The organism is Ensifer sp. GW101-20A05 (assembly GCF_059424735.1).
In genome coordinates this window covers 1-17,882 of the sequence record NZ_JBWKZT010000004.1, presented here as the reverse complement: position 1 = coordinate 17,882, position 17,882 = coordinate 1, and the positions used below count along the sequence as shown (strand labels likewise).

Below are 17,882 nucleotides of genomic sequence, written 5' to 3'. Positions count from 1 at the left end.
TAACCCTCTCCCCGCGCGCGGGGAGAGGGAACGAGGACGCCGCTCTCCTCCTTCCTTGACGTGGAAGAGGAGCGAACGGTTGCCGCTTGTCCCTTCTCCCCGCCTGCGGGGAGAAGGTGCCGGCAGGCGGATGAGGGGCGCTTCCCTCACCGCGCGGATGGGGGGCTTACCTCACCGCGCGGATGAGGGGCGACGCCGGTTTGGTCGTTCGCCCGATCAGAAGATCTTGGCGAATTCCTCGACGTTCTTGGCGTCATAGACGAACGGATCGGCCATCGCGCCTTCGTTGTTGTCGTCGAGCTTGACGGCACCCATGCGGCCCATCTTCAGTTCTGCGCCGGGCTTGGCTTCGGCACCGCCGATCAGGTCATAGGCGATCATCGTTGCGGAATAGCCGAGGTCGATCGGGTTCCAGATCGCAAAGGACTTGGAGGCGCCCGATTTGACGTGGCCGGCCATTTCCGAGGGAAGGCCCAAGCCCGTTACGTTGATCTGGCCGATCTTGCCGGCGTCGGTGACGGCTTGTGCCGCCGCGACGATACCGACCGAGGTCGGCGCGATGATCGCCTTCAGGTTCGGATAGGACTGAATGAGGCCTTGGGTTTCGCGATAGGACTTGTCGGCAAGGTCGTCGCCATAGACGGTTGTTACGACGTTGATGCCCTTGTAGTTGCCCTGGACCTTCTTCATCTCGGCGATCCAGGTGTTCTGGTTGGTCGCGGTCGCGGAAGCCGAGAGCACGGCGACGTCGCCGCCCTCAGGCAGGTTGTCGGCGGCCAGCTTGATGATCATGTTGCCGATCAGCGGGTTCGACGACGGGTTGAGGTGCATCAACCGGCCATCCTTGGCGACACCGCTGTCCCAGGAGATGACCTTGATGCCGCGGTCCATCGCCTTCTTCAGCGCCGGCACCAGGGCGTCGGTGTCGTTGGCCGAAACGGCGATCGCATCGACCTTCTGGGCGATCAGCGAGTTGATCACCTCGATCTGGCCTTCGGCGGTGGTCGAGGTCGGGCCGGTGTAGATCACCTCGACGTCGCCCAGTTCCTTGGCGGCTTCCTGGGCGCCCTTGTTGGCAGCTTCGAAGAAGCCGATGCCGAGCGCCTTGACGACGAGCGCGATCTTCTTGTTTTCCGCATGCGCGGCATTGGCCATCAGCGCCAGCGAAACCGCGGCCGTGACCATCAGTGACTTCAGGATCTTCATGCTCATTTCCTCCCATTGTCCGGTTCGCGAAAATCGCATCCGGCGCAAATTCCTCCATTCGGCAACGACCCGGCCGTTTCGGCCGTGACCGCCGCCTTCCCCTCTCCTCACCCGCGTCAGGCGGACGAGGATATGTTCTCCGCATCCGCGCCGGCTCTTGAACTGGCCACAACCAGCCTCACCCCGGCATTTTCGAGCATCGCGGCATGCCTGTCCTCGATGCCCGAATCCGTAATGACAGTGGCGATCCGCTTCAGCCCGCAAAGAATGAGGCTCGACCGCTTGTGAAATTTCGACGAGTCGACCAGCACGACGAGTTCGTCCGCCTGATCGATCAGCTTCTGTTCCGCCTGGATCAGAAGCGGGTCCGCTTCCATCAGGCCGAGCGGCCCCAGTCCTTGAGCCCCCATGAACATGCGGCGCGCATAGAAATTGCGCGTCACGTCGTTGTCGAAGGGGCTTAAGATGATGTTCTGCTCGCGGTAGATCGTGCCGCCGGACAGCATCACCGTGTTCTTTGAGTGCTTTAAAAGGTGCTCGGCGATCGGGAAGGAATTGGTGAACACCTGCATGCGGCGATTGCTGAGAAAATGCACCATCTGGAAGGTGGTGGTGCCGCCATTGATGATGATCGGCTCGCCATCCTCGCAGAGCGCCACCGCCTCCTTGGCGATCGCCTGCTTCTCGCGGGCGTGCAGGCCTTCGTTGACCTTGAACGGCCGACCGGCAAGGCCGACGAATTGCGGCGGGTTGATTGCCTCGGCGCCGCCGCGCACACGGCGCAGCTTCTTCTGCACATGGAGTGCCGCAATGTCGCGCCGGATCGTCGCCTCGGAACTGTCGGTCAGATCGACCAGCTCCTGGACGGTGACGACGGGTTTTTCCTGAACCGCCGACAGAATGATCCGGTGTCTTTCTTTCTCGTGCATGCGTTCCTCCGATGGCGTTCATGCTTCCATCACGATCGACCATTGTCAATCACAATCAATCATATTTTTTCATTGTGCAGCGCAATATGCGCGAACTTGATCGTTTTTGATTGACTTTAACGCTCAAGTCCTATGATCTGATGCCAACCATATCTCCGTGCGGACGCCAAGCCGCGCGACATCAGACCGGGAGGAATTCGAGATGCTGGACAAGCAGCAGGGCGCACGACTTGCAAACCTTTGGGACGAGGCGAAGGCTGCCGGTATGAGCGAATCCGAGCGGCTGCTCTATCGCTCGAACCTGCTTGGCTCCGACAAGCGCATCACCAATTATGGCGGCGGCAACACCTCGGCTAAGGTGATGGAAAAGGATCCGCTTGGCGGCGGCACTGTCGAGGTTCTCTGGGTCAAGGGTTCGGGTGGCGACGTCGGCACGATCAAGCTCGACGGCTTCGCGACGCTCTACATGGACAAGCTCAATGCGCTGAAGACGATCTATCGCGGCGTTGATTTCGAAGACGAGATGGTCGGCTACCTGCCGCATTGCACCTTCAATCTCAATCCGCGCGCCGCTTCGATCGACACGCCGCTGCATGCCTACGTGCCGAAGAAGCACGTCGACCACATGCATCCCGACGCGATCATCGCGATTGCCGCCGCCAACAACAGCCGCGAGCTGACGGCAAAAATCTTCGGCGACGATATCGGCTGGCTGCCCTGGAAGCGCCCGGGTTACGAGCTTGGCCTGTGGCTGGAAAAATTCTGCCTGGAAAACCCTGCTGCCCGTGGCGTCGTGCTCGAAAGCCACGGCCTCTTCACCTGGGGCGACACGGCGAAAGAGGCCTATGAGACGACGGTCGAGATCATCAACAAGGCGATCGCCTGGTTCGAAGCGGAAAACACCAAGCCGGCCTTCGGTGGCGCAGTGAAGCCGGTGCTCGACGCTGCCGCCCGCGCCGATATCGCCCGCAAGCTGATGCCCGTCATCCGCGGCCTGATCAGTGCCGACGAGAAGAAGGTCGGCCATTTCGACGACAGCCAGGCGGTGCTCGATTTCGTCACCTCGAAAGACCTGAGCCCGCTTGCGGCGCTCGGCACCAGCTGCCCCGACCATTTCCTGCGCACCAAGATCCGGCCGCTGGTGATCGATTTCGACCCGGCAAAACCCGATGTCGACAGGACCCTTTCCGCCCTTCCTGAAGCGATTGCCGCTTATCGCGCCGACTATGCCGCCTACTACGAGCGCTGCAAACACGCCGACAGCCCCGCCATGCGCGACCCGAATGCGGTCGTCTATCTCGTGCCCGGCGTCGGCATGATCACATTCGCCAAGGACAAGGCGACCGCCCGAATCTCCGGCGAGTTCTATGTCAACGCCATCAATGTCATGCGCGGTGCTTCCGGCGTCTCCACCTATGTCGGCCTGCCGGAACAGGAAGCCTTCGACATCGAATACTGGCTGCTGGAGGAAGCGAAGCTGCAGCGCATGCCGAAACCGAAGAGCCTTGCCGGCCGCATCGCACTCGTCACCGGCGGTGCCGGCGGCATCGGCAAGGCGACGGCCAACCGGCTGATGCAGGAAGGCGCCTGCGTGGTGCTGGCCGACATCGACGAGACGGCGCTTGCTGCCGCCGAAAGCGAGCTTTCCGCGCGCTACGGCAAGGATGTCGTGCGCTCTGTCACCATGAATGTCACCAGCGAGGCGGCCGTCGAAGGCGGCTTCGGTGATGCGTTGCTTGCCTTTGGCGGCCTCGACATTCTCGTGTCCAATGCGGGCCTCGCCTCGTCCGCCGTGATCGAGGACACGACGCTGGCGCTCTGGAACAAGAACATCGAGATCCTGACGACCGGCTATTTCCTCGTCTCGCGCGAAGCCTTCCGCATCTTCCGCCAGCAGAAGGCCGGCGGCAATATCGTCTTCGTCGCCTCCAAGAACGGTCTTGCCGCCTCCCCCGGCGCCTCGGCCTATTGCACCGCCAAGGCGGCCGAGATCCACCTTGCCCGCTGCCTGGCGCTGGAGGGTGCTGCGGCACAGATCCGCGTCAACGTCGTCAACCCGGACGCGGTGCTACGCGGCTCGAAGATCTGGACCGGCGAGTGGAAGGAGCAGCGCGCCGCAGCCTATAAGATGGATGTCGACGATCTCGAGGCGCATTATCGCGAGCGCTCGATGCTGAAGCTCAGCGTCTTCCCGGAGGACATCGCCGAGGCGATCTACTTCCTTGCCTCCGACATGTCGGCGAAATCGACCGGCAACATCATCAATGTCGACGCGGGCAACGCCCAGTCCTTCACCCGCTGATCGAGGAGGTTTCCATGACGACGACGATGATCAGCCAGGCAACGGTCGAGGCCGAGAACGAAAGCCGGCTCACCGCGCTTCGCCGGGATTATGACAGCCTCGGCGAGCGACTCGATCGGCGCGGCGTTGCGATCGACGAGATCAGGCGCAAGGTTGCCGCCTATGGCGTCGCCGTCCCCTCCTGGGGTGTCGGCACCGGCGGCACGCGCTTCGCCCGCTTCCCCGGCAAGGGCGAGCCACGCAACATCTTCGACAAACTTGAGGATTGCGCGGTCATACAGCAATTGACGCGGGCGACTCCGACCGTCTCGCTGCATATTCCGTGGGACAAGGTGAGCGACATTTCCGAACTGAAGCAGAAAGGCACGTCGCTCGGCCTCGGCTTCGACGCGATGAACTCCAACACCTTCTCCGACACACCGGGCCAGGCGCACTCCTACAAGTTCGGCTCGCTGTCGCATGTCGATGCCGCAACCCGCCGCCAGGCGGTGGAGCACAATCTCGAATGCATCGAGATCGGCCGGCAACTCGGCTCCAAGGCGCTGACGGTGTGGATCGGCGACGGCTCCAACTTCCCCGGCCAGAGCAATTTCACCCGCGCCTTCGAGCGTTATCTCGATGCGATGAAATCGGTCTATGCGGCGCTGCCAGAGGATTGGCGGGTCTTTACCGAACACAAGATGTTCGAGCCGGCCTTCTATTCGACCGTCGTTCAGGACTGGGGCACAAACTATCTGATCGCGCAGGAGCTCGGCCCCAAGGCCTTCTGCCTCGTCGATCTCGGTCACCATGCGCCGAACGTCAATATCGAAATGATCGTCGCCCGCCTCATCCAATTCGGCAAGCTCGGCGGTTTCCACTTCAACGATTCGAAGTACGGCGATGACGATCTCGACACGGGCGTGATCGACCCCTATCGGCTGTTCCTCGTGTTCAACGAGCTGGTGGATGCGGAAACGCGCCGCGCCAAGGGATTCAAGCCGGCGCATATGCTCGACCAGAGCCACAACGTCACCGATCCGATCGAGAGCCTGATGACGAGCGCGACCGAGGTTTGCCGGGCCTATGCCCAGGCGCTGATCGTCGATCGCAAGGTGCTTGAAGGCTGCCAGGAAGACAACGACGCGCTGATGGCGAGCGAGACGCTGAAGACCGCCTTCCGCACTGATATCGAGCCGATCCTTGCGATGGCGCGACTTGAGAGCGGCGGAGCGGTGGCGCCGGTCGCGACCTATCGGAAAAGTGGATATCGCGCGAAGGTCGCCGCCGAACGCCCGGCCGTTGCCGGCGGCGGAGGCGGCATCGTCTGATACCGATCGAGCAGCGCCGTGCCCTCGTCTTGGGGGTCCGGCGCGCCCCGGCGATCATTCAAATCTCAAAAAATCGCTGCGCGATGAAATTGCCCTCTATCTGATTTCGATTCCTGATCTATCTTTCCAATCGAGATCCAATGGAAAGGGGACCATTCATGGGTATTGAAAGCATTCTCGTCTTCCTGATCGTCGGCGCGGTCGCCGGCTGGCTCGCCGGCCTCATCGTCAAGGGTGGCGGATTCGGCCTTATCGGCAACATGGTCGTCGGCATCATCGGCGCCTTCATCGCCGGCTTCCTCTTCCCGGCGATCGGCATCAGCCTCGGCAGCGGTATTCTCTCGGCAATCCTGCACGCGACAATCGGTGCGGTGATCCTTCTGGTGCTGATCCGCATCGTCAAGCAGGCCTGAGCCCACACCATTCGGCGGCAGCCGCCTTCGCGCATGGAACGGCCCTCGGCCGTTCCATCTGGACGCGCGAACAGGGCTGTAGCACTGTGATCTGCTGGACGGGTCACCGGACGGAACATCGCACTTGCCAGACGGAGGCACGCATGAACGCGCTTTACACCGACAAGATCGAGACGGCGCTCAGGTCTTTCATCGCCGATCACCCGGGAACGCTGTCACGGGATCAGGCGATCGCCACGATCCTAGAGAACTGGTTCACCAGCCATGGCTATCTGCCGCCTGGGCAAGAAGGCCGGCGCCCCGAAGACCTTGACGCTTCCAACGACGACTGAGAGATTTGCCCGCGCGAAGCCGAACGCCGTGGCGGTTGTTCGCAGCGCGGCTGATCGCCATCGCTCTTCAATAACGTGAATCCTTCGCCATGAGCCTGACTTCCGTCAAAGACTTCTTTTCCCAGCACGCCCCAGATATCGATGTCATCGAGCTTCAACAGAGCACCGCCACGGTTGCGCTCGCGGCCGAGGGCCACGGCGTCGAGCCGGCGCAGATCGCCAAGACACTGGCGCTTCGGGTTGGCGACGATGTGATCCTCATCGTCACGCGCGGCGACGCCCGCCTCGACAACAAAAAGTACAAGGCCCGCTTCGGCACCAAGGCCCGCATGCTCGGCTTCGACGAGGTGGAGGCGGAGACCGGGCACCCGGTCGGCGGCGTCTGCCCCTTCGGTCTTGCCAAGCCGCACAGCATCTATTGCGACTTGTCGCTCAAGGCCTACGACATCGTTGTGCCGGCCGCCGGTGCCACCAATGCGGCGGTGCACATCAGTCCCGCCCGCATCGTCGAACTGACCGGGGCCGAATGGATCGACGTGTCGGAAACGTAGTTCAACGTTTCGGAAACGTGACCTGCCTTGGAATGGCCACAAAGCTTAACTGAAACCGCAGGCGCGTCCCGGAGTGATTTGCCGGGTCCGGTTCTTTTTCATCGCAGGAGTCCGTCGAGCATGAAGACAATCGCGTACCCGCTCATCTTCGCCGCCACATGTTCCCCGGCGCTGGCGATGGATCAGTCCCTGGTGCGCCAGTTCGAAAAGCTCGACCCGCAGACCCGGCTCGAACAGCGGTGCGATACCGAGGCGATGGAGCGCATCAACGCCGACAAGTCGACCTTCAAGCCGGACAAGGTGATCGCCTACACCTTCGCCGAGCCGGTCGTGAAGGAAGACAAGATGAAGGCGCTGGGCGCCGTGTTCCGCAGCAAGGGGGAATGGTACAAGCTGAAGTTCAAGTGCCGCACCGACGCGGAGCACCTGGATGTCCTGTCTTTCGAATACAAGATCGGCGAGCTTGTGCCGCACGAGAGCTGGGACGAGTTCTACCTCTACCCCTGACGGGCGCGCCGCCCGAACCTTTGACCGTCGTTAGAGCACAGCCATTAGAAACAGCAGCGAGCCGAGCGAAAGCGCGGCCATGATGCTCATCAGCATCTTCATCATATGGGCTGCCATTTCGTACATCCTTGTCTCTGCTCCCTTAGGAATGAACGAATGCGTCTGCTTTCGGGCATGTGGCTCGATGAAGACCGGGTTCGAGCGCCATTGTTACAACCATCGAGATTGCGCAAGCATGGTTAACAAATCGCTAACGGGGGTCCTGCTCACCCTCTGCACAGCTGCCGCCTGACCGGCCTTTATTCAAGACAAGGCTCACGCAAGATCGAAGCGGAATAACGGAGCGTAGGATCGGCCTCCTCTGCGCGCTGCCCCTTGCGCCCTGAGGCGTCCGATCCCTGCCGTTGCATCGCCAGCCACCGCTGTTCTCGTGCCGGCGTGCAAGCAAACGAGACGCGACCGGCGGTCTGCGAAACGCCCGCTGTCGCATGTGACTGACAATGGAGAGGCGAGTGAGCCAGGTTAAGCTGAGCATCTGCATTCCCACCTATAACCGCGCGCCCTTCCTCGAAAAGGCGCTCGGCTACTTCGTCGAACTCTACCAGTTCTCCTTCAAGTACGAGATCATCATTTCCGACAACGCCTCGACCGACGGCACCCGGGAGATCGTCGATCGCTTTGTCGCCAAGGGGTTGCCGATCCGCTATTTCCGCCAGTCGGAGAATTTCGGCGCGATTCCCAATGTCATCAGCGCCGTCAGCCGCGCGGTGGGCGAATACACGCTCTACCTCGCCGATGACGACGTGCTCATCAACGATGGCTTGCGCGAGGCAATCCGCTATCTGGATCTCAATCCGGAAGTGACGGTGTGCTTTGCGCCGTGGTACACACACGACGAGATCGACGAACGTGACAGTGCGCCGTTCTTCTCGGTCGATAAGGATACCAAGTTCAAGAAACGGGACTTCGAGCCGGTTTTCGATTTTCTCGTCGACCGACATGTCTTTCCCGAGATCGGCATTTACCGGACCTCGGCCCTGCGCTCCGCCTGGGCGCCCCGGCACTTCGCCTATTGGGCCTTCTCCTATCTCGCACATTTTCTGGAACTGGGCGCCGTCACCTTCCTGAAGAAGCCTTTCTATCGCCAGGTGATACGCTCGAAGATCGTCCGCGATCGGCCGCAGGCCGGCCACGCCGAGACGCTGACGGCATGGGATACGTACCGGGGCGGTCTTGAGTACTTCCTCTACAGCGGCGCCAAGCGCGGTGCCGTCAAGCTGACCGCCGATCGGCGCACCTATTTCGATGCCCAGATCAGGGACTTCACCATGATCCGCATGAGCGTTGCCTTGCGCATGTGGATGATGAAGAAGGACTACGTTCGCGCCTATGAACTCTATACGCGGCTAATGCTGGCCGGCTTCGAGCACCATCCCGACGTGCAGCAGGCAAGAGGGGCGCTGCCCCTCATGGTCGCTCTTCAGACTGTCACGTGGCATACAAACGCGATTGCAGAAATCGACCGGCTTGTTCTTCACGGCGTGGACGACCACCGCGCGATCGAGGAACTGTTGCGCGAGTTGGGCCTGCGCTCCGAAATCGCTGTCGTGCCGGCAACGACACAATTGACAGCGGACGAGGTTGCCCGCACCGCCGTGTTCATTACCGCCGATAGCGACCGCAAGCATTATCTGCGCAACGGCCATCCGCCGAACATGGTGGTCAGCGAAGGCGATATTCTCAGTCATGTTCTGATCTAGAACGAAAGGGCGCCACGGCGCCCTTCCTTGTTTTCAAGACCGTGATCGAGAGCCGCCGGCTTTTCGGCCGATTGCTCCCACGTGCCTTTCCTACTTGCGCATGATGCCCTTGTAGTAGGAGCCGTTTCTCGGCGGCGGGCGGTTTACGGTCTTTCCGGGCGGATTGTACTTCTCGCTCCGGTGGCCTTCATTGACCGCCGTTGGTGAAACGCCCTTGTAGTAGCTGCCTCCTGCGAACGCAGGAGCGGACACACCCGCAGCGATCGTGGCCGCGACGAGCGTTGCTAGAGAGAGCCTGGAAAATTTACGCATTTCTGATCCTCGGTTGACCCTGCCACGACCCTGTTTTTGTTGTGGTTTCGTGGCATCGATTACGCGACGAAGACGTTCGCCGCTCAGGTCCTCCCGGGCGTGAGAATATGCGGAAGCTGCGACGAACATGTAACGCAGGTGACAGCCGTCGATTCCCACCTTCGCTAAAAGGGAGGATCGATGCCTGATCAGCGACGTGCTGGAACCCTCTCGGCTGCGATGCTTTCGTCATCGCTTCGCGACGACGCGATCGCTCAGCGGAAAAGCTGCAGGATGTTCTGCGCATTGGAGTTGGCTATCTGCAAAGCCTGGATGCCAAGCTGTTCCCGCGTCTGCAATGCCTTCAGCCGCGTCGACGTCTCGTTCATATCGGCATCCAGCAAACGTCCGCCCCCCTTTTCGATGGTGGCCATCAGCGTCTGACCAAAGGTCGTCTGCATGTCGATGCGCGTCAGCAGCGAGCCCAACGCGGCCGCTCCGTCAATCGTCTTCTGCAACACGACTTCAATGTACTGAATGTAGGAATCGAGCGACTGCGGGTTCGCGGCGACATCGATATCCAGGAAGTTGCGCCGCCGGCAGCGATCCGCTTTCGCGAGATGCTGGTGCAGGAGTGGACGACATATTGAGGGCAAACGAGTGACGCAACGCTCAGTAAACGCCGAACGTGGCTTTCAAGCTTTTCGAGACCAAACATTCAAGGAGATGAATGGTGCCCGGAGGCGGATTTGAACCACCGACACGCGGATTTTCAATCCGCTGCTCTACCAACTGAGCTATCCGGGCATCCTGCCGTTTCGGGCAGCGGTTCCTTGCGGAACCCTCGGGGCGCTTGTGTTTGCCCCGGAAGCGAGCGGGGTTATAGCATCTTGTTCGGCGGTGTCCAGCGCCAAATGAAAGTTTTTTGACCGAAATCCTGTGGACAGTCAAAAAAACCGAAAAAGCAAAGAGTTTCAGAGAGATCGCATTCGCTTCCCCCGTACTCTCCGAGACAGAAGTGGTCCTCGGAGACCGAAAATGGCGGCCGCATTCACCTGCTGGCGCGCAGGACCATCCAGGCGTCGTTCACGATAAAGAGGAGCGTTGAGGGAAAGGCCGGACCCACGCGCCCGACCGCAGCGGTACGCCTTAGCGATCGTCGTCGTCGGCCTTCGTTTCGTCGTCGGCAACCGGAATGGCATAGGAGCCGGAGAGCCAGCGATTGAGGTCGACATTGCGGCAGCGGTCGGAGCAGAAGGGATAGTGCTCCCGATGCGACGGCCGTCCGCATTCCGGGCAGGGTCGAGGCGCCCGCAGGGGCGCGACGTTCGAACCGCTCTTCTTCGTTTCGTCGTTATTTGTCTCGTCTGGCACCGGCTTCAGCCTTCCAGCCAACGATTGTGCACATCATAGCCTTCGCCGACAAGCAGGCTGACGGTTTCGTAGAGCGGCAGGCCGACGACGTTGCTGTAGGAGCCGACGAGTTTCACAACGAAGCTGCCGGCAATGCCCTGGATGCCGTAGCCGCCCGCCTTGCCGCGCCATTGGCCCGAGGCGAGATAGCTTTCGATATCGAAACCGGACAGGCGCTTGAAGCGCACCTTGGTGTCGACGACCTTCTGCCTGAGCGTCTTGTCCGGGGTGATCAGACACACGCCGGTATAGACGCGATGGCTGCGGCCGGAGAGAAGGTGCAGCGTGCTGGTGGCTTCGCTGACCAGTTCCGGCTTCGGCAGGATGCGCCGGCCGACGCAGACGACCGTATCGGCCGCCAGAATATAGCTTCCGTCCCAGCCGGGCTCGCCCTTGATCGCCGCAAGTGCTGCTCGCGCCTTTTCAGCCGACAGACGCCTTGCGAGCGAACGCGGGTGTTCGGCACGCTTCGGCGTCTCGTCGAGATCCATCGGCATCAGGCGCGCGGGCTCGATGCCCGCCTGCGCCAGAAGTTCGACGCGACGCGGCGAGCCGGACGCCAGTATCAGTTTCTTGGCCACTGTCATCGGAACGAGCCGTCACTCCAGAGCAATTCCAGCAAAAATGCGGGTGAAGCGGTTTTGCGTCTGGAATTGCAATCCAACCAAAGGTTAGAGCGTTTTCGCGATTCGAAGAAGAAGCGGAAATGCTCCAGGAATTGCGTAGAGCCGGAGCGGCTTACTTGAAGCGGTAGGTGATACGGCCCTTGGTAAGGTCGTACGGGGTCATCTCGACGAGAACCTTGTCGCCGGCAAGCACGCGGATGCGGTTCTTGCGCATGCGGCCCGCCGTGTGGGCGATGATCTCATGCTCGTTTTCGAGCTTCACGCGGAAGGTCGCATTCGGAAGCAATTCGGTGACCACGCCCGGAAATTCAAGGACTTCTTCTTTCGCCATGTAGGACTGTTCTTTCTATCTTTGTTTAGGGATACGTCAGGTATCCCGAAAAATTCGCCGGAAACTACACAATCAACGAGGATTTGTGAACCGTCTAACACCGGCTTTTGCGCTTTTGTGACGGCTACGGCGCCGCGCGTCCTATCAGAGGCGCAGAGGTCGCTATAGCACTTTGAACTGCTACGTGTCTTTAGCCTTAAATCGGATGGGATCTAAGAAGACATGGAAAAGAACTGTCGTCGGAAACCGCACTCGGATTTCCGTGAAGCTCTCAAGTTTTCTCTCGTCTGTGCGAGCCGACCAACCGATGATTGATCAGCGTCGACAGGTGATCGCGCACGGCGCGATACGCATCGACGATCTGCTCGCGGGTGCCGGCTGCCACCGTCGGGTCCGGCGTTGGCCAATAGACCACGTCGACGGCCATCGAGCGAGTCAATTCGAGCGCCTTGTGATGCGCCTCCGGCGCCAGCGTCACGATGAGGTCGAAGTAGTCGTCCTCGAGTTCATCCAGCGTGTGGGGCTGGTGGCGGCCGAGGCTCAAGCCCACCTCGGCCATGACCACGTCGACAAACGGATCGCGTTCGCCATGCCGGACGCCGGCCGAGGCAACATACGTTCCCGCTGGCAGCGCCGCCTTGGCGAGCGCTTCGGCCATCGGCGAGCGGATGGCATTCATGCCGCACATGAAGAGGACCGAGCGGGGCGCTTTCAACTGCGGTGCCTCGGTTGCCGTCATGCCGGTTCGCGCCTCTACCCGCGCCAATAGAGCACGCAGACGAGCGTGAACAGCCGGCGGGCCGTATCGAAATCCAGCCGGATCTTGCCGGACAGGCGATCCATCAGGGTCTGCGAGCCCTCGTTGTGAATGCCGCGGCGCCCCATGTCGATCGCCTCGATCTGGCTCGGTGTCGCCGAGCGGATCGCCTCGTAGTAGCTCTCGCAGATCATGAAGTAGTCCTTCACGATCCGGCGAAACGGCGTCAGCGACAGGATGTGGGTGGCGACATCGCCGCCCTTTTCGGTCGAGATCGAAAAGACCAGCTTCGCATCGACGAGCGAGAGATTGAGCTTGTAGGGGCCACAGGGATGGCCGACCGGTTCGAACAGGTTTTCTTCGAGCAGGTCGAAGATAGCAACCGCGCGCTCATGCTCCACGTCGGGCGTCGAGCGGCCGATGGTCTCGTCCAGAACGACATCGCAGAGGCGCAGATTGCGGTCCGCCTTCATCCAGCATCCCCGAGATTGAGGCGAATGGCGACGGAACGCGCATGAGCCTCCAGCCCCTCAGACTTTGCCAGCACGATCGCCGCCGGTCCGAGGATTCGCAACTGCTCCGGATCGAGCCGAAGGATCGACGTGCGCTTCATATAATCAAGCACGCCGAGGCCGGACGAGAAGCGCGCCGAGCGCGCAGTCGGCAGAACGTGGTTGGAGCCGCCGACATAATCGCCGATGACTTCGGGCGTATGGCGCCCGACGAAGATCGCGCCGGCATTGCGGATCTTCTCGACCATCGGCTCGGGATTGGCGAGCGCCAGTTCAAGATGTTCCGCTGCAATACGGTTGGCGAGCGGCACGGCCTTTTCGAGATCGGGCACGAGAATGACGGCGCCGAAATCGCGCCAGCTCGCCGAGGCCGTTTCGGCCCGCGGCAGCGTCTTCAATTGCCGCTCGACCGCATCCTCGACCGCCTGCCCGAAGGCCGGATCGTCGGTGATCAGGATCGACTGAGCGCCGACGTCGTGCTCGGCCTGGGCCAGGAGATCGGCGGCGATCCAGTCCGGATCGTTGTGCTTGTCGGCGATGACAAGCACTTCCGATGGACCGGCGATCATGTCGATGCCGACGGTGCCGAAGACCTGGCGCTTGGCGGCGGCAACATAGGCATTGCCCGGGCCGACGATCTTGGCGACGGGGGCGATCGTCTCGGTGCCATAGGCAAGCGCCGCAACGGCCTGCGCGCCGCCGACGCGGTAGATCTCCTCGACGCCCGCAAGCCTTGCTGCTGCAAGCACCGCCGGATTGATCTCACCGCCGCTTGCCGGCACCACCATAACGATGCGGGGAACGCCCGCGACTTTCGCCGGCAGCGCATTCATCAGCACCGAGCTCGGATAGCTCGCCGTGCCACCCGGCACGTAAAGGCCAACGGCATCGACCGCCGTCCAGCGCGAACCGAGCCCGACGCCCATGGCGTCCTCGTAAATATCATCCTTCGGCCGCTGGCGGGCGTGGTGCGCCTCGATGCGGGTGGCAGCGACCTTGAGCGCGCCCAGCACCTCCGGTTCGACCGCCTGGATCGCCGCATCGATCTCGGCCGCGCTGACGGCCATCGGCGTCACGGAGAAATCGACGCCATCGAAGCGCTTGGAGTATTCGGCGAGTGCCTGATCGCCCCGGGCGCGCACGTCGTCGATGATCGCCTTGACCACCGCATTGACGTCTTCGGACACCTCACGCTTGGTCGTCAGGAATGACGCGAACTTTTGTTCGAAGTCACCGTCGAGAAAATTGAGCCTGATTGCCAAAGGGGACGTCCTTGTATGCCAGTGTCGTTCGGGTCGAGTGGCTCAAGCGCCTTCGGGATGCTTGGGCTTGAAAGCGGTTTCCCACGCCCCGCCGGTATCCGCAAGCTGCGTTTCGATGCATTCGACGTCAAGCGCGATCGAGGCGTCGCCGGCAAGAACCAATTCGAGCGTGCCTTCCGGCCCCTCGCCGCGCACGGTGAACTTGAGCGTCAACAGATCAAGAACCGCTTCATCGTCGCGCCGGTCAAAGCCGACCGAGCGGACCGCATTCACCCGCTTGAACAGGAGCAGCGCGCGACGACGCTCGAAGGAGCGGCGCTTGCCGTCGGCCGCCTCCCAAACGAAGCGGTTGACGACGAGCGAAAACTGCTTGCGGCGGGCGTCATATTCCAGCCCCGATACCTTGAACACGGCATCCTGGACATGGGCGGAGACGACAGCGAGATCTTCCTCGTCGAGCGCCAGCAGCTTCAGACCATTCATACCGTCCATTCCTTTCGTTTCGCCGCACATTTTCCGTGCCACAATTGAAATGGACATAGGATGTTGCGCCTGAAACCGCAACGGTATCAGGCGCAACCGATCAAATCAGTCGCTGACGCGCTCGACATGCGCGCCGCAACGGGTGAGCTTCTCTTCCAGCCGCTCGAAGCCGCGGTCGAGGTGATAGACGCGCGAGACCATGGTTTCGCCTTCGGCTGCAAGGCCGGCGATGACGAGCGAGACAGACGCGCGAAGGTCGGTCGCCATGACAGGCGCGCCCTTCAGCCGGCTAACGCCCTCGATCTTGGCCGTCTGGCCGGAGAGCGAAATCTTGGCGCCGAGGCGGGCGAGCTCCTGCACATGCATGAAACGGTTCTCGAAGATCGTCTCGGTGATGTGTGAGGTGCCGTTCGCCCTGGTCATCAGCCCCATGAACTGCGCCTGCAGATCGGTCGGGAAGCCCGGGAAAGGATCGGTGACGATATCGACCGGCTTGATGCCGGCACCGTTGCGCACGACGCGGATACCGCTGTTGGTCTCGGTGATCTCGGCGCCGGCGCGGCGGATCGCTTCGAGCGCCGTGTCGAGCAGCGCCATGTTCGTGTCTTCGAGAATGACGTCGCCGCCGGTCATGGCAACCGCCATGGCATAGGTGCCGGTCTCGATACGGTCCGGCAGGACGCGGTGACGGGCGCCAGAGAGCGAACGCACGCCTTCAATCGTGATCGTCGGGGTGCCCTGGCCGGTGATCTTGGCGCCCATGGCATTGAGGCAGTTGGCGAGGTCGACGACTTCAGGCTCGCGCGCGGCGTTGCCGAGCACCGTGGTACCATTTGCAAGCGTCGCGGCCATCATCAGGACGTGGGTGGCGCCGACGGACACCTTCGGGAAGGTGTAGCGCGCGCCGACCAGGCCGCCTTCCGGCGCCGTCGCGTTGACGTAGCCGCCGTCGATCTCGATATTGGCGCTGAGTGCCTGAAGGCCTTCGATGAACAGATCGACCGGGCGCGTGCCGATGGCGCAACCACCGGGCAGCGATACGCGGGCCTTGCCTTCACGGGCGAGCAGCGGGCCGATCACCCAGAAGCTTGCGCGCATCTTCGACACCAGCTCGTAAGGCGCGGTCGTATCGACGATGTTGCGGCAGGTGAAATGGATGGTGCGGGCGTAGCTCTCGCCCTGGCGCTCGCGGCGACCATTGACGGAGATGTCGACGCCGTGGTTGCCGAGGATGCGGATCAGCTGCTCGACGTCGGCCAGATGCGGCACGTTTTCGAGCGTCAACGTGTCGTCGGTCAGAAGCGACGCGATCATCAGCGGCAGGGCCGCGTTCTTGGCGCCGGAAATCGGGATGACGCCGTTAAGCTTGTTGCCGCCTACAATCCTGATGCGATCCATGAGGCCTCTCGAACGGGCTTGGCCCGCCTTTCCAAATATTTTCTATGTTGTCTGAAGGCGCCTCTTTAGTGGAGACGCCGCGAAATTAGAAGTGCCTTGAACGCCGCGCGCCCATTCGGACGCGAAAGGTCGCCATATCGGTTAAGTCGCTGCCCTGGATCGACCCGACCAAGGGCATTTATGCAATTGGACGCCAGACGGCTGAGCCGCCGGCAAACGGGAAGGAGCCGGCGAACGCCGCCCCTGCCCCGTACTAATCTTGGGATTCGTCCGTTTTTGCGGCAGGAAGGCCGCTGACCTCATCGGCTGCACCGGAACGGCGCGCCCGCGCCTGCTGCTTGCGGCGCTGAAGATTGTCGCGCAAGTTCCTGGCAAGACGCGCCTTTTTCAGGTCCGACTCGGTCGTATCCTTCTTCTTCTCCCGGCGCACCTTGCCCTCGGTCCGCTGCTCTTCCGGCACGGGCTCGGTTTTCTTGCCGTCGCTGTCGTTTGTTTGCATAGTCCTGCATTAGCGCAAAACCAGGGTCTTCGGAAGCACCGGCGAACTTTCTCACAGGTCTTCACGAAAAACTTCGAAATGCGACTTGCACTCCCCGCTCAGCTATGGCAATAGCCCCCTCGCTTGATGCGGCTTGTCAACGAACCGGCCGCCAGATGCTGCTATAGCTCAGGGGTAGAGCACTCCCTTGGTAAGGGAGAGGCCGAGAGTTCAAATCTCTCTAGCAGCACCAGTTTTCCCGTTTGATTTCCAAATAGTTGGCTGTTATCAGGGGCTTGAAAGCACCTCGGTGGTACACAGAGGTGGCCACATGGTCCTGCAAATGCCCCGCCCATTCAAACATCCCAAGACTGGGGTCTACTACTTCCGTGTTCGCGTACCAGCTGACTTGGTCGCGGTTCTCGGTAAGTCCCAACTGAAAGTTTCGCTCCGCACTAAGGACCCTGCGGTCGCGAAGGAACTCTTCTCCGATAAAGAGCGGCAGGTCGCCAAGGAGTGGAAGACGCTTAGGTCCAAGCCAGAACCACTTTCCCATAAGCAGCTAGTTGCGCTGAGCGGGAAGGTTTACCGCAAAATCATCGAGCGGTTTGACGAGAACCCGGGCAACCCCTCGATGTGGCAAAACATTGTAGCTTTGGCCCACCGAGTTGCAGAAAACGGCACGTGGGAGCAATGGTATGGCGGCACCGTCGATGAACTTCTGCTCAGCGAAGAACACAAGACCGACGCCGCCAGTCGTGACAGCCTCATAAGACATGTGCACGATGCACTGATCCAGGCAGGAGAACAGCAACTCAAGAGGGCGCAGGGCGACTATAGTCCCGACCCGAGGTCTGACCGTTTTCCACCGATCCAAGCGAATAAGGACAAATTGAAGGTCACAACGCTGACCCACCTTTTCAAGCTCTGGGAGCGCGATCACCTACGGCGTCGACTCATAAACTTTGGCACCATATTCTTGTTGCGACGAGCTTTACGGCGGCGAGGTAGTTTTCCGGGC

The 17,882-nt window shown here is 61.3% G+C and carries 21 protein-coding genes and 2 tRNA genes; 9 read left to right on the top strand and 14 right to left on the bottom strand.

Annotated elements, in window-relative coordinates; translation table 11 throughout:
• Nucleotides 1-216: 216 nt before the first annotated feature.
• Entirely contained in the window at nt 217-1,206 is a 990-nt protein-coding gene (gene rhaS, locus AC070A_RS11985; protein WP_057248265.1) for a rhamnose ABC transporter substrate-binding protein, read from the bottom strand.
• A gap of 116 nt (nt 1,207-1,322) precedes the next feature.
• Nucleotides 1,323-2,135 carry a DeoR/GlpR family DNA-binding transcription regulator gene (locus AC070A_RS11980; RefSeq protein WP_058323560.1) on the bottom strand — a complete coding sequence of 271 codons (813 nt, stop codon included), beginning with the start codon at nt 2,133-2,135 and terminating at the stop codon, nt 1,323-1,325.
• Nucleotides 2,136-2,337: 202 nt separating this feature from the next.
• Between AC070A_RS11980 and AC070A_RS11975 the strand changes: the two genes are divergently transcribed.
• From AC070A_RS11975 to AC070A_RS11945, 7 genes are all read left to right on the top strand, one after another.
• On the top strand, nt 2,338-4,437 hold the full coding sequence (locus AC070A_RS11975; RefSeq protein WP_113737123.1) for a bifunctional rhamnulose-1-phosphate aldolase/short-chain dehydrogenase: 2,100 nt from the start codon (nt 2,338-2,340) through the stop codon (nt 4,435-4,437).
• Nucleotides 4,438-4,451: 14 nt separating this feature from the next.
• Nucleotides 4,452-5,747, top strand: a complete 1,296-nt coding sequence (gene rhaI, locus AC070A_RS11970; protein ID WP_112994385.1) for an L-rhamnose catabolism isomerase — start codon at nt 4,452-4,454, stop codon at nt 5,745-5,747.
• A 158-nt stretch (nt 5,748-5,905) separates the two neighbouring features.
• On the top strand, nt 5,906-6,160 hold the full coding sequence (locus tag AC070A_RS11965; protein WP_057248181.1) for a GlsB/YeaQ/YmgE family stress response membrane protein: 255 nt from the start codon (nt 5,906-5,908) through the stop codon (nt 6,158-6,160).
• Between the two features lie 143 nt (nt 6,161-6,303).
• Nucleotides 6,304-6,492, top strand: coding sequence for a hypothetical protein (locus AC070A_RS11960; protein ID WP_057248180.1), 189 nt, complete (start codon nt 6,304-6,306; stop codon nt 6,490-6,492).
• 89 nt (nt 6,493-6,581) lie between these two features.
• Nucleotides 6,582-7,043, top strand: coding sequence for a YbaK/EbsC family protein (locus AC070A_RS11955; protein WP_058323563.1), 462 nt, complete (start codon nt 6,582-6,584; stop codon nt 7,041-7,043).
• 120 nt (nt 7,044-7,163) lie between these two features.
• Nucleotides 7,164-7,550 carry a DUF930 domain-containing protein gene (locus tag AC070A_RS11950; RefSeq protein ID WP_057248178.1) on the top strand — a complete coding sequence of 129 codons (387 nt, stop codon included), beginning with the start codon at nt 7,164-7,166 and terminating at the stop codon, nt 7,548-7,550.
• Nucleotides 7,551-8,062: 512 nt separating this feature from the next.
• Nucleotides 8,063-9,310, top strand: a complete 1,248-nt coding sequence (locus tag AC070A_RS11945; protein ID WP_057248177.1) for a glycosyltransferase family 2 protein — start codon at nt 8,063-8,065, stop codon at nt 9,308-9,310.
• A gap of 90 nt (nt 9,311-9,400) precedes the next feature.
• On the opposite strand, the gene AC070A_RS11940 is transcribed toward AC070A_RS11945, so the two are convergent.
• The 12 genes from AC070A_RS11940 to AC070A_RS11885 all read right to left on the bottom strand — a co-directional run bounded on the left by AC070A_RS11940 (nt 9,401) and on the right by AC070A_RS11885 (nt 16,882).
• The gene (locus AC070A_RS11940; RefSeq protein WP_057248176.1) at nt 9,401-9,622 is read right to left on the bottom strand and encodes a hypothetical protein; all 222 of its coding nucleotides are present in this window, start codon (nt 9,620-9,622) and stop codon (nt 9,401-9,403) included.
• A gap of 254 nt (nt 9,623-9,876) precedes the next feature.
• Entirely contained in the window at nt 9,877-10,257 is a 381-nt protein-coding gene (locus AC070A_RS11935) for a flagellin (RefSeq protein WP_057248175.1), read from the bottom strand.
• Nucleotides 10,258-10,332: 75 nt separating this feature from the next.
• Nucleotides 10,333-10,408 (bottom strand) — tRNA-Phe (locus tag AC070A_RS11930).
• Nucleotides 10,409-10,750: 342 nt separating this feature from the next.
• A complete protein-coding gene (yacG, locus tag AC070A_RS11925) occupies nt 10,751-10,975 on the bottom strand; it encodes a DNA gyrase inhibitor YacG (RefSeq protein WP_057248174.1) in 225 nt (74 codons plus the stop codon).
• Nucleotides 10,976-10,980: 5 nt separating this feature from the next.
• Nucleotides 10,981-11,601 carry a Maf-like protein gene (locus tag AC070A_RS11920; protein WP_057248172.1) on the bottom strand — a complete coding sequence of 207 codons (621 nt, stop codon included), beginning with the start codon at nt 11,599-11,601 and terminating at the stop codon, nt 10,981-10,983.
• Nucleotides 11,602-11,752: 151 nt separating this feature from the next.
• Nucleotides 11,753-11,971: a translation initiation factor IF-1 gene (gene infA, locus AC070A_RS11915; RefSeq protein ID WP_004435948.1), complete on the bottom strand. Its 219-nt coding sequence runs from the start codon at nt 11,969-11,971 to the stop codon at nt 11,753-11,755.
• Between the two features lie 271 nt (nt 11,972-12,242).
• The gene (locus AC070A_RS11910) at nt 12,243-12,710 is read right to left on the bottom strand and encodes an arsenate-mycothiol transferase ArsC (RefSeq protein ID WP_057248171.1); all 468 of its coding nucleotides are present in this window, start codon (nt 12,708-12,710) and stop codon (nt 12,243-12,245) included.
• Between the two features lie 14 nt (nt 12,711-12,724).
• A complete protein-coding gene (locus AC070A_RS11905; RefSeq protein ID WP_057248170.1) occupies nt 12,725-13,201 on the bottom strand; it encodes a UPF0262 family protein in 477 nt (158 codons plus the stop codon).
• On the bottom strand, nt 13,198-14,502 hold the full coding sequence (gene hisD, locus AC070A_RS11900; RefSeq protein WP_057248169.1) for a histidinol dehydrogenase: 1,305 nt from the start codon (nt 14,500-14,502) through the stop codon (nt 13,198-13,200). The genes AC070A_RS11905 and hisD overlap by 4 nt, the downstream gene beginning before the upstream one ends.
• Before the next feature lie 42 nt (nt 14,503-14,544).
• Nucleotides 14,545-14,985, bottom strand: a complete 441-nt coding sequence (locus tag AC070A_RS11895) for a DUF2948 family protein (protein ID WP_057248264.1) — start codon at nt 14,983-14,985, stop codon at nt 14,545-14,547.
• 105 nt (nt 14,986-15,090) lie between these two features.
• Nucleotides 15,091-16,383 (bottom strand): UDP-N-acetylglucosamine 1-carboxyvinyltransferase, encoded by a 1,293-nt coding sequence (murA, locus tag AC070A_RS11890; RefSeq protein ID WP_057248168.1) that lies wholly within the window; start codon nt 16,381-16,383, stop codon nt 15,091-15,093.
• Between the two features lie 253 nt (nt 16,384-16,636).
• Nucleotides 16,637-16,882 (bottom strand): hypothetical protein, encoded by a 246-nt coding sequence (locus AC070A_RS11885; protein WP_057248167.1) that lies wholly within the window; start codon nt 16,880-16,882, stop codon nt 16,637-16,639.
• 157 nt (nt 16,883-17,039) lie between these two features.
• On the opposite strand from AC070A_RS11885, the gene AC070A_RS11880 reads away from it, so the two are divergent.
• Together AC070A_RS11880 and AC070A_RS11875 are read left to right on the top strand one after the other, a co-directional pair.
• Nucleotides 17,040-17,114 (top strand) — tRNA-Thr (locus tag AC070A_RS11880).
• Nucleotides 17,115-17,192: 78 nt separating this feature from the next.
• Nucleotides 17,193-17,882: DUF6538 domain-containing protein (locus tag AC070A_RS11875; RefSeq protein WP_494773564.1), on the top strand; the 690-nt coding region annotated here is incomplete at its 3' end.

Coding starts and splice junctions, on each gene's coding strand:
- rhaI (WP_112994385.1), top strand. CDS start 4,452: ATGACGACGACGATGATCAGCCAGGCAACGGTCGAGGCCGAGAACGAA.
- AC070A_RS11980 (WP_058323560.1), bottom strand. CDS start 2,135: ATGCACGAGAAAGAAAGACACCGGATCATTCTGTCGGCGGTTCAGGAA.
- AC070A_RS11965 (WP_057248181.1), top strand. CDS start 5,906: ATGGGTATTGAAAGCATTCTCGTCTTCCTGATCGTCGGCGCGGTCGCC.
- AC070A_RS11920 (WP_057248172.1), bottom strand. CDS start 11,601: ATGACAGTGGCCAAGAAACTGATACTGGCGTCCGGCTCGCCGCGTCGC.
- AC070A_RS11895 (WP_057248264.1), bottom strand. CDS start 14,985: ATGAATGGTCTGAAGCTGCTGGCGCTCGACGAGGAAGATCTCGCTGTC.
- AC070A_RS11940 (WP_057248176.1), bottom strand. CDS start 9,622: ATGCGTAAATTTTCCAGGCTCTCTCTAGCAACGCTCGTCGCGGCCACG.
- rhaS (WP_057248265.1), bottom strand. CDS start 1,206: ATGAAGATCCTGAAGTCACTGATGGTCACGGCCGCGGTTTCGCTGGCG.
- AC070A_RS11955 (WP_058323563.1), top strand. CDS start 6,582: ATGAGCCTGACTTCCGTCAAAGACTTCTTTTCCCAGCACGCCCCAGAT.
- AC070A_RS11960 (WP_057248180.1), top strand. CDS start 6,304: ATGAACGCGCTTTACACCGACAAGATCGAGACGGCGCTCAGGTCTTTC.
- AC070A_RS11905 (WP_057248170.1), bottom strand. CDS start 13,201: ATGAAGGCGGACCGCAATCTGCGCCTCTGCGATGTCGTTCTGGACGAG.
- murA (WP_057248168.1), bottom strand. CDS start 16,383: ATGGATCGCATCAGGATTGTAGGCGGCAACAAGCTTAACGGCGTCATC.
- AC070A_RS11950 (WP_057248178.1), top strand. CDS start 7,164: ATGAAGACAATCGCGTACCCGCTCATCTTCGCCGCCACATGTTCCCCG.
- AC070A_RS11975 (WP_113737123.1), top strand. CDS start 2,338: ATGCTGGACAAGCAGCAGGGCGCACGACTTGCAAACCTTTGGGACGAG.
- AC070A_RS11885 (WP_057248167.1), bottom strand. CDS start 16,882: ATGCAAACAAACGACAGCGACGGCAAGAAAACCGAGCCCGTGCCGGAA.
- infA (WP_004435948.1), bottom strand. CDS start 11,971: ATGGCGAAAGAAGAAGTCCTTGAATTTCCGGGCGTGGTCACCGAATTG.
- AC070A_RS11910 (WP_057248171.1), bottom strand. CDS start 12,710: ATGACGGCAACCGAGGCACCGCAGTTGAAAGCGCCCCGCTCGGTCCTC.